Below are 13755 nucleotides of genomic sequence, written 5' to 3' on the forward strand. Positions count from 1 at the left end.
GGATTTCCTGCGAGACCTGCCACCTTAAGCAAGCGCACGGACACCTGGCGAAGTTCCCATACCGCGGAAGTTCGCGTGAAAGGGGGGCGCATCCCCCGCGCGACGGGGCGGAAAAGCGCCCCGCACGGGGCCGGGAACACCCCTTGGGACGGGTCGAGGTCGGCGATGTCAGTGCGGCGGTCCACAATGGTCCGCGTCAGAACCTGAGGTTGCCCGAACAGAATCCGTGAAGGAGTCGCAGCAGCGATGGCCCGCCGCAGCACGAAGACCCCGCCGCCGGACGACTTCGAGGAGAAGATCCTCGACATCGACGTCGTCGACGAAATGCAGGGCTCCTTCCTCGAGTACGCGTACTCGGTGATCTACTCGCGGGCCCTGCCCGACGCCCGCGACGGCATGAAGCCGGTGCACCGCCGCATCGTCTACCAGATGAACGAGATGGGCCTGCGCCCCGACCGCGGCTTCGTGAAGTGCGCCCGCGTCGTCGGCGAGGTCATGGGTAAGTTGCACCCGCACGGGGACGCATCGATCTACGACGCGCTGGTCCGTCTGGCGCAGCCGTTCTCGATGCGGCTCCCCCTGGTCGACGGCCACGGCAACTTCGGCTCGCTCGGAAACGACGACCCGCCGGCCGCCATGCGGTACACCGAGTGCCGGATGGCCGACGCGACGTCCCTGATGACGGAGTCGATCGACGAGGACACCGTCACCTTCCAGTCGAACTACGACGGCCAGGAGACGGAACCGACCGTTCTCCCCGCCGCGTACCCGAACCTCCTGGTCAACGGTTCGTCCGGGATCGCGGTCGGCATGGCGACCAACATGCCGCCGCACAACCTGGGCGAGGTCATCGCCGCCGCCCGCCATCTGATCAAGCATCCGGGCGCGGACCTGGAGACCCTGATGCGGTTCGTGCCGGGTCCCGATCTGCCCACCGGTGGCCGGATCGTGGGCCTGGGCGGCATCAAGGACGCGTACGCCCGCGGCCGCGGCACGTTCAAGATCCGTGCGACCGTCTCGGTGGAGAACGTGACGGCCCGTCGCAAGGGCCTGGTCGTCACCGAACTGCCCTTCGCCGTAGGACCGGAGAAGGTGATCGCCAAGATCAAGGACCTGGTCTCGGCGAAGAAGCTCCAGGGCATCGCGGACGTGAAGGACCTGACCGACCGCGAGCACGGCCTGCGCCTGGTCATCGAGGTGAAGAACGGCTTCGTGCCGGAAGCCGTGCTGGAGCAGCTCTACAAGCTGACGCCGATGGAGGAGTCCTTCGGCATCAACAACGTGGCGCTGGTCGACGGGCAGCCGCTCACGCTGGGGCTCAAGGAGCTCCTGGAGGTCTATCTCGACCACCGCTTCGACGTGGTGCGCCGGCGCAGCGAGTTCCGCCGGGGCAAGCGGCGCGACCGGCTGCACCTGGTCGAGGGTCTGCTCGTCGCGCTGATCGACATCGACGAGGTCATCCGGATCATCCGGTCCAGTGACAATTCGGCACAGGCGAAGGAGCGGCTCATCGAGCACTTCTCGCTGAGCGAGATCCAGACGCAGTACATCCTGGACACCCCGCTGCGCCGGCTCACCCGGTTCGACCGGATCGAGCTGGAGAGCGAGCGGGACCGGCTCACCGGCGAGATCGACGAGCTGACCAGGATCCTCGAATCGGACACCGAGCTGCGCAAGCTGGTCTCCGCCGAGCTGGCGGCGGTCGCCAAGAAGTTCGGCACGGACCGGCGTACGGTGCTGCTGGAGTCGGCCGGTTCGCAGGTGGCCTCGGTTCCGCTGGAGGTCGCGGACGACCCGTGCCGGGTGCTGCTGTCCTCGACCGGTCTGCTGGCCCGTACCGCCAACGACGAGCCGATCGTTCTCGCCGAGGACGCCAAGCGCTCCAAACACGATGCGATCGTGTCGGCCGTGCCGGCGACGGCCCGCGGCGACGTGGGCGTGGTGACGTCGGGGGGGAGGCTGCTGCGGCTCTCGGTGATCGATCTGCCCCAGCTGCCGGACACCCACGCGGCGCCCAATCTCTCGGGCGGGGCGATGGTCGCCGAGTTCCTCACGCTGGAGAGCGACGAGTCCGTCATCTGCCTCACCACGCTCGACGAGGCCTCCCCCGGCCTGGCGGTCGGCACCCTTCAGGGGGTCGTCAAGCGCGTGGTGCCGGATTACCCGGCCAACAAGGACGAGCTGGAGGTCATCGCCCTCAAGGACGGTGACCGGATCGTCGGCGCCGCCGAGCTGCGGACCGGCGAGGAGGATCTGGTCTTCATCACCTCCGACGCCCAGCTGCTGCGCTACCCGGCGGCCCAGGTGCGGCCGCAGGGCCGGCCCGCCGGTGGCATGGCGGGGGTCAAGCTCGCGGCGGACGCCGAGGTGATCTCGTTCACCGCGGTGGACCCGGCGGTGGACGCGGTGGTGTTCACGGTCGCGGGCTCGCACGGCACGCTCGACGACTCGGTGCTGACGTGCAAGCTCACCCCGTTCGACCAGTACCCGCGCAAGGGCCGGGCGACCGGTGGGGTGCGCTGTCAGCGGTTCCTCAAGGGAGAGGACGTCCTGGTGTTCGGCTGGGCGGGTGCGACGCCCGCCCGCGCCGCGCAGCAGAACGGCACGCCGAGCGAGCTGCCCGAGCCGGACCCGCGGCGCGACGGTTCGGGGACGCCGCTGGCCAAGCCGGTCGCCGTGATCGCCGGCCCGGTGTAGCGGTTCGGCCGGGCGGCGCATGGCGGGAAGGGCCTACGCGTCGTCGCCGGGCCGTTGTACGTACCGCAGGACGCCCCACATGCTTCGCTCATGTGCGGCGTCCTGTGCCGTGTCCGGTCCCGGCGCGGTGTTCTCGCGGCAGTCGGCCAGCTCCTTGTGCAGGGCCTGAGGGGCGATGCCCGAACCGATCAGCACCAGCTGGGTCCGGCGCGGCTCGTCGCGCTTCCAGGGCTGCGGATCGAACCGCAGGAACCTGCCGACCGCGTGCAGGACATACCTGTTGGCCCGGTCGCCCATGCCGAAGTCGACGAATCCCTTGATCCGGTAGAGGCCCTGTGGCCGGGAGTCGAGGAACTCCATCAGACGGCGGGGGTTCATGGGCACGTCCGAGGCGAAGGACACGCTGTCGTAAGCGGCGTGGAGGTGGTGGGCGTGTCCGGCGTCGCCCTCTTCCTCTTCCCGCTCCGCCAGGAGCAGGTCCTCGAAGGTGAGCTGACGGGCCTTCTCCTCGCTGTCCGGCCGCAGTGCCGGGTCGAAGAGCAGCTCGGGGTCGACGCGTCCGTACGTGGCGCTGATGACGGCCGGCGCCCCGCCGCCGAGCGCCCCCGCCGCGGCGACGGCGTCCCGGACGCGGGCCTGTTCCTCGCTCCCGACCCGGTCGGTCTTGTTCAGCACGACGAGGTCGGCGACGGCGAGATGGCGGTCGATCTCCGGATGGCGCTCCCGGGTGGCGTCGAACTCGGCGGCGTCGACGACCTCGACCAGTCCCCCGTACACGATGTGCGGATTGTCGCTGGCCAGGAGCATACGGACGAGTTCCTGCGGTTCGGCCAGTCCGCTGGCCTCGATGACGATCACATCGAGGCGGGCGGCGGGCCCGGTGAGCGTCTCCAGGAAGGTGTCGAGTTCGCTCGCGTCGACCGCGCAGCACAGGCAGCCGTTGCCCAGCGAGACGGTGGAGCCGACCTGTCCCGAGACCGTCATGGCGTCGATCTCGATGGCGCCGAAGTCGTTGACGATCACGCCGATCCGGTTTCCGGCGCGGTTGTGCAGCAGGTGGTTGAGCAGTGTCGTCTTGCCCGATCCCAAAAACCCCGCAAGGACGATGACCGGGATCTGCTGCTTGCGGGGCGGGGACGACGGGTTCAACGGAGACCTCTCTCGGGGACCTCAGGGCATGGGGACCGGCTGCGGCGGGGGTGTACCGACGTAACGGGCCGCCGGGCGGATGATCTTCGAGTCCTCCGCCTGCTCCAGGATATTGGCGCTCCAGCCGACCACCCTCGCCGCGCAGAACGTCGGCGTGAACATCTCGCGCGGCAGCCCGCACAGCTCCATGACGACTCCGGCGTAGAACTCCACGTTGGTGTGCAGTTCCCGCCCGGGCTTGAGCTCGGCGAGGATCGCCTCGACCTGGCGCTCGACCTCGACGGCGAAGTCGACGAGCGGGCCGCCGAAGCCCTGGGCGATGTCCCGCAGCATCCGTGAGCGGGGGTCCTCGGTGCGGTAGACGGGGTGCCCGAAACCCATGATCCGCTCGCCCGCGAGCACTCGTTCGCGGATCCAGCCGTCGATGCGCTCGGGGGTGCCGATGGCGTCCAGGGTGTCGAGTGCCCGGCTGGGCGCTCCGCCGTGCAGCGGTCCGGAGAGCGCGCCCACGGCCGCCACCAGGCAGGCCGCCACGTCGGCGCCGGTGGAGGCGACGACGCGACCGGTGAACGTCGAGGCGTTGAAACCGTGGTCGACGGTGGAGATCAGGTACTGCTCCACGGCCCTGACGCGCGCGGCGTCCGGCACGGAGCCGGTGAGCATGTAGAGGTAGTTGGCCGCGTGGGGCAGGTCGTCGCGCGGCTCGACCGGTTCGAGGCCCCGGCCGAGCCTGTGCAGGGCGGTGAGCACGGTGGGGACGGCGGCGCAGGCGGCCAGTGCGTCGGCGCGGCGCCGGCCGGTGTCGATGTCGTACACCGGCCGGAAGCCGGCCGAGGCGCCGAGGAGCGAGAGGGCGGTACGCAGGCCGGCCAGGGGTCCGGAGACGGATCCCGCCCGCGCTATGGCGGGCAGCGCCTCGCGCACCTCGGCGGGGAGCCGGCGCAGAGCGGCGGTGCGGGTGGCGAATTCGGCGCGGGCCGCGGCGTCGGGCAGCGTGCCTTCGGACATCAGGTACCAGACATCCTCGAAGCTGCGGGTCCGCGCGAGTTCGATCGCCGAGTACTGCCGGTAGTGGTAGAAGCCCTCGCGCCCCCGGACGTCACCGAGGGCCGTGTCGGTGACGACGACGCCCGCGAGGCCTCGGGGTACGTCGAGCGGGGTTCCGCTGGTCATGGTCGGCATCTCTTCCTCCGTGAGCGTCCCGATGGATCTCATCGATATTGATTTCGACCATCTATGATTGACTTCAATCCTGTCAATATTGATTGAATCAACATGGATACGGTGGGCGGCATGAAGGATCAAGCAGCGCCCGACGACGGTCCGGAAGCAACGGCTCCGCAGCGGCTGAACACCCGGGAGGCGGCCGGGCGTCTCGGGGTGAAGCCCGAGACCCTGTACGCGTACGTCAGCCGCGGCCAGCTGAGCAGCAGACGCGCCCCGGGCGGACGCGGCAGCACGTTCGACGCTGCGGAGATCGACGCGCTCGCCCGGCGTACCGGCCGCAGGGCCCCCTCCCCCGCCACCGGTGATCTGGCCGTCCGTACCGGCGTCACGCTGATCGAGGGCGACCGCTACTACTTCCGTGGTGTCGACGCGACCGAGCTGGCCCGGCGGTACGCCTACGAAGAGGTCGCCGAGTGGCTCTGGACCGGCGGGCTGCGGCCCGGCATCCGCTTCACGGCCCCGGTCGAGGCGCTGGCCGCGGCGCGCCGCGCGGTCGACGCGCTGCCCGCGCACAGCGGCTCGACGGACCGGCTGCGCGTGGCGGTGGTCGCCGCGGCGACGGCCGACCCGCTCCGCTTCGACCTCTCGCGCGAGGCGGTGCTCGCCGCCGCACGGAGCCTCGTTCCGACCCTGGTCGGTGCGCTGCCCGTCGCGACGGGTGCCCCGTCGGCGGCCGGCGGGGCCGAGGCTGCGCCGGAGACGAGCGGCGCCCGGCTGGCCCGGCAGCTGTGGCCGAAGCTCACTGCCCGCCCGGCCGACGAGCCGTCGGTCGCCGCGCTGGACGCCGCCCTCGCCCTGCTGATCGACCACGACCTCGCGGCGTCGACACTGGCCGCCCGGGTCGCCGCGTCCGCCCATGCCCATCCGTACGCGGTGGTCTCCGCCGGCCTCGGCGTCCTGGAGGGCCCGCTGCACGGGGCGGCGAGCGGGCTGGCGCACCGGATGCTGGCCGAGGTCCTGGAACGGGGCTCGGCAGCCCCGGTGGTCGCGGACCACCTCCGCACCGGACGCCGGGTGCCCGGTCTCGGCCACCGGCTCTACACCTCCGAGGATCCGCGGGCGCGGGCGCTGTTCGCCCTGCTCGACCGGATGCCGCAGGCGGCCGAGGCGCTCGCCGCGGCACGCGACGTGGTCACCACGACGGCCCGGCACGCTCCGCTGCACGCCAATGTCGACCTGGCGCTGGCCGTGCTCTCGGTCTCCTGCGGCATGTCCGCCGAGGCCGGTGAGACGGTGTTCGCGGTGTCCCGCACGGCCGGCTGGATCGCCCATGCCCTGGAGGAGTACGGGGAACGGCCACTGCGGATGCGCCCCAGCGGCCAGTACAGCGGCCCTCGTCCGCCTCAGCCGCTGCCCACCGCCACGGGGTGAACCGCCTCGACGGACGGCCGGTGCCCGAGCGGGCGCGACCGGGCGCGATCAAGCACCGGCTGAGCGAAGGGAATTTCGGAAAGCACCGGAATGCCCCTTACCGTTCATACGATGAGCGCCCCACCGCCCACCGCCAGGAGAGCACGCCGGCTCGGCTGGCCCCAGCGGGTCTTCTCCCAGGTCCTGCTGATGCAGCTGGCCGTCGCGACCGGCGTCACCGTGCTCGCCACCGGCCTCTTCCTGGCGCCCCTCAGCGCCCAGCTCGACGACCAGGCGATGCGCCGCGCCCTGGCCATCGCGCAGAGCACGGCGGCCCAGCCACAGCTCACCGAGAAGCTGCTCGCCACCGACCCGTCCCCCACCGGCCCCGTGCAGTCCGCGGCCGAGCGGGTCAGGCGTGCCACCGGCGCCGAGTACGTCGTCGTCATGGACCGGCGCGGGGTGCGCTGGTCGCACACCGACACCGACGAGATCGGCAAGGTCGTCTCCACCGACCCGAGCGACGCACTCGCCGGCCGGAACGTCATGGAGATCGACAGCGGGACGCTCGGCCGCTCGGCCCGCGGGAAGGTGCCGCTGCGCGACGAGGCGCAGCACGTCGTGGGCGCCGTCTCCGTCGGAATCGCCTACGACAGCGTCCGCGCCCGGCTCCTCGCCGCGATACCCGGGCTGTTCGCCTACGCGGGCGGCGCGCTCGCCGTCGGGGCGCTGGCCGCCTATCTGATCTCCCGGCGTCTCCAGCGGCAGACCCACGATCTCGCGTTCTCCGACATCTCCGCGCTGCTGACCGAGCGCGAGGCAATGCTCCACGGCATCAGGGAGGGGGTCGTCGCGCTCGACCGGACGGGCAGGATACGGCTGCTGAACGATGAGGCGCAGCGGCTGCTCGGGCTCGGTCCGGACGCCGCGGGGCGTCCGCTGGACACCGTGCTCGGTGCGGGGCGGACCGCCGATGTGCTGGCGGGCCGGGTGCTCGGCGACGATCTGCTGACGGTGCAGGGAACCCGCGTCCTGCTGGCCAACCGGATGCCGACCGACGACGGCGGCGCCGTCGCCACCCTCCGCGACCGCACCGAACTCGAACGCCTCGGCCGCGAGCTCGACTCGACGCGCGGCCTGATCGACGCGCTGCGGGCCCAGGACCACGAGCACGCCAACCGGATGCACACCCTCCTGGGGCTGCTGGAACTGGACATGCACGAGGACGCCATGGAGTACGTCACCGAGATCGTGGGCGTCCAGCGGGCGACCGCCGAACAGGTCACCGAGAAGGTGCACGATCCGCTGCTGGCCGCGCTCCTGGTCGGCAAGGCGACCGTGGCGGCGGAGCGCGGTGTCGCGCTGCGCATGGCCCCGGGGACGCTGCTGCCGGACCGGCTGGTGGACCCGCGCGGGCTGGTCACGGTCGTGGGCAACCTCGTGGACAACGCGCTGGACGCGGCCGCCGGGGCGGACGGCGCGCTCGTGGAGGTGGGCCTGCGCGCCGAGGGCCGTACGGTGGTGCTGCGGGTCCGCGACAACGGCCCCGGGGTTCCGCCCGCGCAACGCGAGTCCGTCTTCACGGAGGGCTGGTCGACGAAGGAGATCCCGGCGCACGGCAAGCGCGGCCTGGGTCTCGCACTGGTGCGGCGGCTGGCGGAACGGCAGGGTGGCAGCGTCGCCGTCGACGGGGCCGCGGACGGCGGCGCCGAGTTCACCGTCGTCCTGCCGGAGGCCCTTGCCGACCCGGGACTGACGGAGCCGGGCACGGAACGACCGGAAGCGACGGAACCCGAAGTGACCGAACCGAACAGCGGCACCGTGGGAGAAGCTCAGTGATCGAGGTCCTGGTCGTGGACGACGACATCCGGGTCGCGAAGGTCAACGCGGCCTATGTCTCCAGGGTGCCGGGATTCCGGGTGACCGCCCAGGCGCACTCCGCCGCCGAGGCCCTCGCCACGATCGAGAGCCGTCGCGTGGACCTGGTGCTGCTGGACCACTACATGCCCGAACGCAACGGCCTGTCCATGGTGCGGGAGCTGCGCGGGCTCGGCCACCACACCGACGTGATCATGGTGACGGCGGCGCGGGACGTCGCCACCGTGCAGGAGGCCATGCGCCACGGCGCACTCCAGTACCTGGTGAAGCCGTTCGCATACGCGGGGCTGCGCACCAAGCTGGAGGCGTACGCGGCACTGCGCCACACCCTGGAACGCGGCGGCGAGGCCGAACAGGGCGAGGTGGACAGGCTCTTCGGCGCCCTGTGGGCGGCGGGCGAACCCGATCTGCCCAAGGGGCACTCACCGACCACGGCGGAACTGGTCAGGCAGGCACTCCGGAGCGCGGACGGGCCGCTCTCCGCGCAGGAGATCGCGGAGAGCGCCGGCATGAGCAGGCAGACCGCCCAGCGCTATCTGAAGCTGCTGGAAAGGACCGGCAGGGTGCGGCTGACGCTGCGGTACGGCGAGACGGGCCGCCCGGAACACCGCTACACCTGGTCCACCGGCGGGCAGGCCTGACCTGCCCCGTCCGTACGGTGCCCCGGCGCCGGGCTACACCGCACCCGCCCCGGTCAGCGCGCGGACCTCGGTCTCCGCGTGCTTGGCCTCGTCCGGCGGATCGGTGGAGGTGACCGTTCCGGCCCAGCCGGCCAGGAAACCCAGAGGGATGGAGACCAGGCCGGGGTTCTCCAGCGGGAAGAGCTGGAAATCGACGCCCGGGAAGAACGAGTCGGGGCTGCCGGAGACGACCGGGGAGAGCAGCACCAACAGCACTGCGGGGATCAGCCCGCCGTAGACGGACCAGACCGCTCCCCTGGTGGTGAAGTTCCGCCAGAACAGGGAGTACAGGAGCACCGGCAGGTTGGCCGAGGCGGCGACGGCGAAGGCGAGTCCCACCAGGAACGCCACATTCAGGTCCTGGGCGACCAGGCCGAGCCCGATGGCGGCCACCCCGATCGCCGCCGCCGCCACCCTGGCCACGGCGACCTCGCTGTACTGCTTGGCGCCGGGGCGCCTGAGCGAGGCGTAGAGGTCGTGGGCCACGGAGGCGGACGAGGCGAGCGTGATGCCCGCGACGACGGCGAGGATGGTGGCGAAGGCGACTGCGGCGACCACGGCGAACAGGATCGTCCCTCCGGTGGACCCCTCACCGCCGCCGAGCACCAGGGCCAGCAGCGGCACCGCGGTGTTCCCCGCGGCGTTCGACGCCCTTACCTCGGCCGAGCCGACCAGGGCTGCTGCCCCGAATCCGAGCGCGACTGTCATCAGGTAGAAGCTGCCGATGAGCCCGATCGACCAGACCACCGAACGGCGGGCCGCACGGGCGGTGGGCACGGTGTAGAACCGCGACAGGATGTGCGGCAGCCCGGCCGTACCGAGCACCAGGGCCAGCCCCAGGCTGATGAAGTCGATGCGGGCGGTCCACGTACCGCCGTACCGGAGCCCAGGCGCGAGGAACCGGCTACCGTGGCCGCTCCGTTCGGCGGCGGAGTCGAGCAGGGCATTGAAGTCGCCGTGGAAGCGGACCAGGACGAGAACGGTGAGCACGAGCGCTCCCGCCATCAGCAGAACGGCCTTGACGATCTGGATCCAGGTGGTGGCTCGCATCCCGCCGAGCGACACATAGATCACCATGAGCGCCCCGACACCGATGACCGTCCAGGAGCGGGCGGCGCCGCTGGTACCGCCGAGAAGCAGAGCGACCAGGCTGCCCGCGCCCACCATCTGTGCCACCAGATAGAGCACGGAGACGGTGACGGACGAAGTGCCCGCCGCGATCCGGACCGGACGCTCGGCCATCCGCGCCGCCACCACATCGGCGAGCGTGAACCGGCCGCAGTTGCGCACCAGTTCGGCGACGAGCAGCAGGACGACGAGCCAGGCGACGAGGAAGCCGACCGAATAGAGCATGCCGTCGTAGCCGAAGAGGGCGATCAGACCGGAGATGCCGAGGAACGACGCGGCGGACATGTAGTCGCCCGCGATGGCGAAACCGTTCTCCATGGGGGAGAACAGACGGCCGCCCGCGTAGAACTCCTCCGCCGAACCATGGCGGTTGCGGCTCACCCAGGTGGTGATGGCGAGCGTGACTGCGATGAAGGCGCTGAACAGCAGAAGCGCCAGCGTCTCGTGGTTCCCGTTCAACGCCCGGCCCCCCGCGTCATCTCCTGTGTCCGCCACCGCAGATCGAGCGCCGCCCGGTCCCTGCGCAGCCGTGCGTGGCGCGCGTACGCCCCGGTGAGAAGGAAGGTTGTGAGGAACTGCCCGAGTCCCGCGACCATCGCGACGTTGACCGCCCCCGCCACCGGACGGGCCATCAGTCCGGGTGCGGTGACCGCGGCGACGACATAGACGAGATACCAGACGAGAAAGGCGACGGTGGCGGGGACGACGAACCGCCGGTACCGGCGTCGCACTTCCTGAAATGCCTCGCTGCGCTGCACCTCCAGATAGATCTCGGCCGCGCTGTGGCCGCGCCGCGGGTCCACGGGCCCGGGTGGTCCGGTGGGAGCGAAGCTCCCCGTACCGTCCAGCTCGCCCCATCCGGAGGCCAGCGCGTCGTACCACGGGTCGTCGAGTCGCATCGCTGCGGCCTCACGCCCTGCTTCCTTCTCCACGGAACAACTCCCCTTGTCCACGGACCACTTCGGCCGTGTACCCAAGAATGGGCAGGTCGGGAAGATCCCGGGCACGTCATTCGCCGGTCTTCACCTCTTCAGGTGACGGTCGGTCCGGGCGGCTGTGCGAGGCCCCGAACGTACGCATAACGAACGGCCTGCGCCCGGTCACGCACTCCGGTCTTGGCGAAGAGGTTGTTGATGTGGCTCTTCACGGTGGCCTGCGAAATGTGCAGTCTGCGGGAGATCTCCGGATTGGACAGGCCCTCCGCGATCAGCACCAGCACTTCCAGCTCACGCGGCGTCAGGCCGTCGGGCAGCTGCGGCCCGGGCGCCGGTGCGGGCGGCGGCGGTCCCGTGGTCACGCGCTCCAGCAGGCGGCGCTGCACACTCGGCGAGAGACCCGCCTCGCCGGACAGCACGGCCTGGATGGCCCGCACGATCTCTTCGCCCCCGGCGTCCTTGGTGAGATAGCCGCGGGCCCCGGCCTGCAGCGCGGGAAAGAGCGAGTCGTCGTCCGCGAATGTCGTGAGCACCACCACCTGGGTCCCCGGATGGTCCCTGCGGATCCGCCGTGTCGCCTCCGCCCCGTCGCACCGGGGCATCCGCAGATCCATCAGAACGACATCGGGGGCCAGTTCGGCCACGAGCGCCACCGCCTCCTCGCCGTCCTTCGCCGATCCGACCACCTCGACCCCGGGCAGCAGCCCCAGCAGCATCACGATCCCTTCACGCACCACCGACTGGTCATCGGCGACCACCACCCGCGCGTTCACGCGGGCACCCGCAGACTCACCACGAAACCCTCCTCGCCGGGGCCGGCCTCCAGCGTCCCGCCCATCAGCTCGGCCCGTTCCCTCATCCCCAGCAGACCGTATCCGGAGCCGCTGCCGGACAGCTCGCCCCCGGGTCCGTGTCCCCCCGAGTCCCTGACCTCCAGGGCGACTTCGTCCGGCAGGTACTCCAGCCGCACCAGAACCCTGGCCCCCGGTGCGTGCTTGCGCACATTCGTCAGCGCCTCCTGAGCCACTCTCCGGACCGTCTGCGACGCCTCGGGGGTCAGCGTCCGCCGCTCCCCCGCCACACTGACCTGCGCCGGCTCCGCGGCCGTCAGCTGCCGCAGGAAGTCCTCCACCGGGGAGACCTCGCCCCGGAGCGCGGAGAGAGCCTGGCGGGTCTCCGCGAGTCCCCCTCGCGCCATGGAACGTGCGGCCACGACCCGCTCCAGCACCTGGTCCCGGAACTCCCCCGCGGGCTCCCGCTCGATCAGGAGCCGCGCCGCCTCCAGATGTACCAGCTGGGCGGAGAGGCTGTGGGCGAGCACATCGTGTATCTCCCGCGCGATCCTGGCCCGCTCATCCAGGGCAGCTGTCTCGGCCTCCGCCGCGCGGGCCGCCCGCTCCTGCGCGAGGAGCCGCTGGGCGTTACCCCTCGCCTCGGCATCCAGCCGGAGCACATAGCCGGCCAGCGAGAGACCCACTGTGGACATGGCCGTGGAGAGCCAGCCGTTGGTGTTGACGACGGCGTACGCGCCGAGTGCGACGGCTGTGGCCGGGAGGCCCGCCGTGAGCGGTAGACGCTCCAGTGCGGCTACCGCGCTGCCGCACCACAGGATCAGCGCGGGCAGATCGGCACCGGCCTGTTGTGCCCCGAACGCCGCCAGCATCAGCAGGGCCAGCAGTCCGAGCGACGGCCACAGCCGGTGCTCCAGGCTGGTCCGGAAGAAAGCCCACGCGGCGAACGCACAGCCCAGTACGCCCACCAGCCCGAGCACGATCTCCCAGGGCCCGAACCGGCCTCCGCTGAATGTGCCCCAGAGCATGGCGGTGAGCAGGGCCGCCCGGATGGACCAGGTGATCACCTTCCGCGGACGCGTACGGCTGGTCCCCGACAGGGCTTCCCGGGACGGCCAGCTGATCCAGGTCGTACGCGTCACACGCGGTCCTTCCACGCCGGCCGCGGCATCATCCCGCCGACGGAGCCACCGTACGCCGGGTCCATCCGCCCGGCCCGCCACATGAGCACACCGCCGCGCGCCGCCAGCGTCACCGCGAGGGCCGACAGCAGCGCAGCGCTGCCCTGGTGCATGCCCATCAGAGCGGCAGCCCCATAGAGGGCGGCTCGCAACACCAGTCCCCCTGCCCAGACGAAGACAGTGGCCCTGGTGCCCTTGCTCCACAGCGAGCCGTCCGCCTCGCGCCACAGCCGGGTGGTCCAGCCCCAGCCTGCGCCCGTCACGAACCCCACCGCCAGCTCCGCGCCCAGCACCGCCATGGACAGCGCCGCGTGCCGCGGATCCACGAGTCCGGGCTCGCGCACGGACAGGACGAGGAGGACCCCTGGCAATATCCACCAGCGTCTGTCGTCCGAGATCTGCCGTGCCGAGCACTGGCGGACGACGACGGCAGTGATCACTGCACCGATCACCAGGACGTTGACGAGTCCTGACATGGCTGCCTCCGATGTGCGGGAAGGTTGAACGCCTTCGACGCTACGGAAACGGCCGGGTCAGGACATCGGCTCAGGGGTTGATCGCGGGTGGAGAAGCCGTCTCCACCCGCGGGTGGAGACAGCTTCGCTCAGACGTCGATGCGGGAGCGGTCCAGGGTGGCGGCGGAACTGGTGATGAACTCCTTGCGCGGCGCCACCTCGTTGCCCATCAGCAGATCGAAGACCTGCTCGGACGCCTCCAGATCGCCGATGTTGATCCGGCG

The 13755-nt window shown here is 71.2% G+C and carries 11 protein-coding genes; 4 read left to right on the forward strand and 7 right to left on the reverse strand.

Translation table 11 applies throughout. The features are described from left to right. Positions 1 to 246 precede the first annotated feature (246 nt). Entirely contained in the window at positions 247 to 2697 is a 2451-nt protein-coding gene (locus tag ACWCPY_RS36135) for a DNA gyrase/topoisomerase IV subunit A (protein WP_451272300.1), read from the forward strand. 33 nt (positions 2698 to 2730) lie between these two features. Here ACWCPY_RS36135 and ACWCPY_RS36140 read toward each other — a convergent pair whose 3' ends face one another. Together ACWCPY_RS36140 and ACWCPY_RS36145 are read right to left on the reverse strand one after the other, a co-directional pair. Then, positions 2731 to 3846 (reverse strand): CobW family GTP-binding protein, encoded by a 1116-nt coding sequence (locus ACWCPY_RS36140; protein ID WP_451272302.1) that lies wholly within the window; start codon positions 3844 to 3846, stop codon positions 2731 to 2733. 21 nt (positions 3847 to 3867) lie between these two features. Beyond that, entirely contained in the window at positions 3868 to 5028 is a 1161-nt protein-coding gene (locus ACWCPY_RS36145) for a citrate synthase/methylcitrate synthase (RefSeq protein ID WP_451272304.1), read from the reverse strand. A 111-nt stretch (positions 5029 to 5139) separates the two neighbouring features. Between ACWCPY_RS36145 and ACWCPY_RS36150 the strand changes: the two genes are divergently transcribed. From ACWCPY_RS36150 to ACWCPY_RS36160, 3 genes are all read left to right on the forward strand, one after another. Then, complete coding sequence (locus tag ACWCPY_RS36150) at positions 5140 to 6444, forward strand: citrate/2-methylcitrate synthase (RefSeq protein WP_451272306.1); 1305 nt, start codon at positions 5140 to 5142, stop codon at positions 6442 to 6444. Between the two features lie 111 nt (positions 6445 to 6555). Then, positions 6556 to 8262 (forward strand): sensor histidine kinase, encoded by a 1707-nt coding sequence (locus ACWCPY_RS36155; protein WP_451272308.1) that lies wholly within the window; start codon positions 6556 to 6558, stop codon positions 8260 to 8262. Continuing rightward, positions 8259 to 8942, forward strand: a complete 684-nt coding sequence (locus ACWCPY_RS36160) for a DUF7342 family protein (protein ID WP_451272310.1) — start codon at positions 8259 to 8261, stop codon at positions 8940 to 8942. The genes ACWCPY_RS36155 and ACWCPY_RS36160 overlap by 4 nt, the downstream gene beginning before the upstream one ends. 33 nt (positions 8943 to 8975) lie before the next feature. On the opposite strand, the gene ACWCPY_RS36165 is transcribed toward ACWCPY_RS36160, so the two are convergent. The 5 genes from ACWCPY_RS36165 to ACWCPY_RS36185 form a co-directional block, all read right to left on the reverse strand. Beyond that, positions 8976 to 10568 (reverse strand): solute symporter family protein, encoded by a 1593-nt coding sequence (locus ACWCPY_RS36165; RefSeq protein WP_451272312.1) that lies wholly within the window; start codon positions 10566 to 10568, stop codon positions 8976 to 8978. Then, positions 10565 to 11008, reverse strand: coding sequence for a DUF485 domain-containing protein (locus tag ACWCPY_RS36170; protein WP_451272322.1), 444 nt, complete (start codon positions 11006 to 11008; stop codon positions 10565 to 10567). Before ACWCPY_RS36170 ends, ACWCPY_RS36165 begins: the two co-directional genes overlap by 4 nt. 131 nt (positions 11009 to 11139) lie before the next feature. Next, positions 11140 to 11817 carry a response regulator transcription factor gene (locus ACWCPY_RS36175; RefSeq protein ID WP_451272314.1) on the reverse strand — a complete coding sequence of 226 codons (678 nt, stop codon included), beginning with the start codon at positions 11815 to 11817 and terminating at the stop codon, positions 11140 to 11142. Next, positions 11814 to 12977: a sensor histidine kinase gene (locus tag ACWCPY_RS36180; protein WP_451272316.1), complete on the reverse strand. Its 1164-nt coding sequence runs from the start codon at positions 12975 to 12977 to the stop codon at positions 11814 to 11816. The genes ACWCPY_RS36175 and ACWCPY_RS36180 overlap by 4 nt, the downstream gene beginning before the upstream one ends. Further along, complete coding sequence (locus ACWCPY_RS36185; protein ID WP_451272318.1) at positions 12974 to 13492, reverse strand: DUF1453 domain-containing protein; 519 nt, start codon at positions 13490 to 13492, stop codon at positions 12974 to 12976. Before ACWCPY_RS36185 ends, ACWCPY_RS36180 begins: the two co-directional genes overlap by 4 nt. Between the last annotated feature and the right edge of the window lie 263 nt (positions 13493 to 13755).

The organism is Streptomyces sp. NPDC002403 (assembly GCF_053593015.1).

What these genes read in the sequence shown, in the direction of transcription:
- ACWCPY_RS36155 (WP_451272308.1), top strand. Translation starts at nt 6,556, where the DNA reads ATGAGCGCCCCACCGCCCACCGCCAGGAGAGCACGCCGGCTCGGCTGG.
- ACWCPY_RS36135 (WP_451272300.1), top strand. Translation starts at nt 247, where the DNA reads ATGGCCCGCCGCAGCACGAAGACCCCGCCGCCGGACGACTTCGAGGAG.
- ACWCPY_RS36185 (WP_451272318.1), bottom strand. Translation starts at nt 13,492, where the DNA reads ATGTCAGGACTCGTCAACGTCCTGGTGATCGGTGCAGTGATCACTGCC.
- ACWCPY_RS36150 (WP_451272306.1), top strand. Translation starts at nt 5,140, where the DNA reads ATGAAGGATCAAGCAGCGCCCGACGACGGTCCGGAAGCAACGGCTCCG.
- ACWCPY_RS36170 (WP_451272322.1), bottom strand. Translation starts at nt 11,008, where the DNA reads ATGCGACTCGACGACCCGTGGTACGACGCGCTGGCCTCCGGATGGGGC.
- ACWCPY_RS36145 (WP_451272304.1), bottom strand. Translation starts at nt 5,028, where the DNA reads ATGCCGACCATGACCAGCGGAACCCCGCTCGACGTACCCCGAGGCCTC.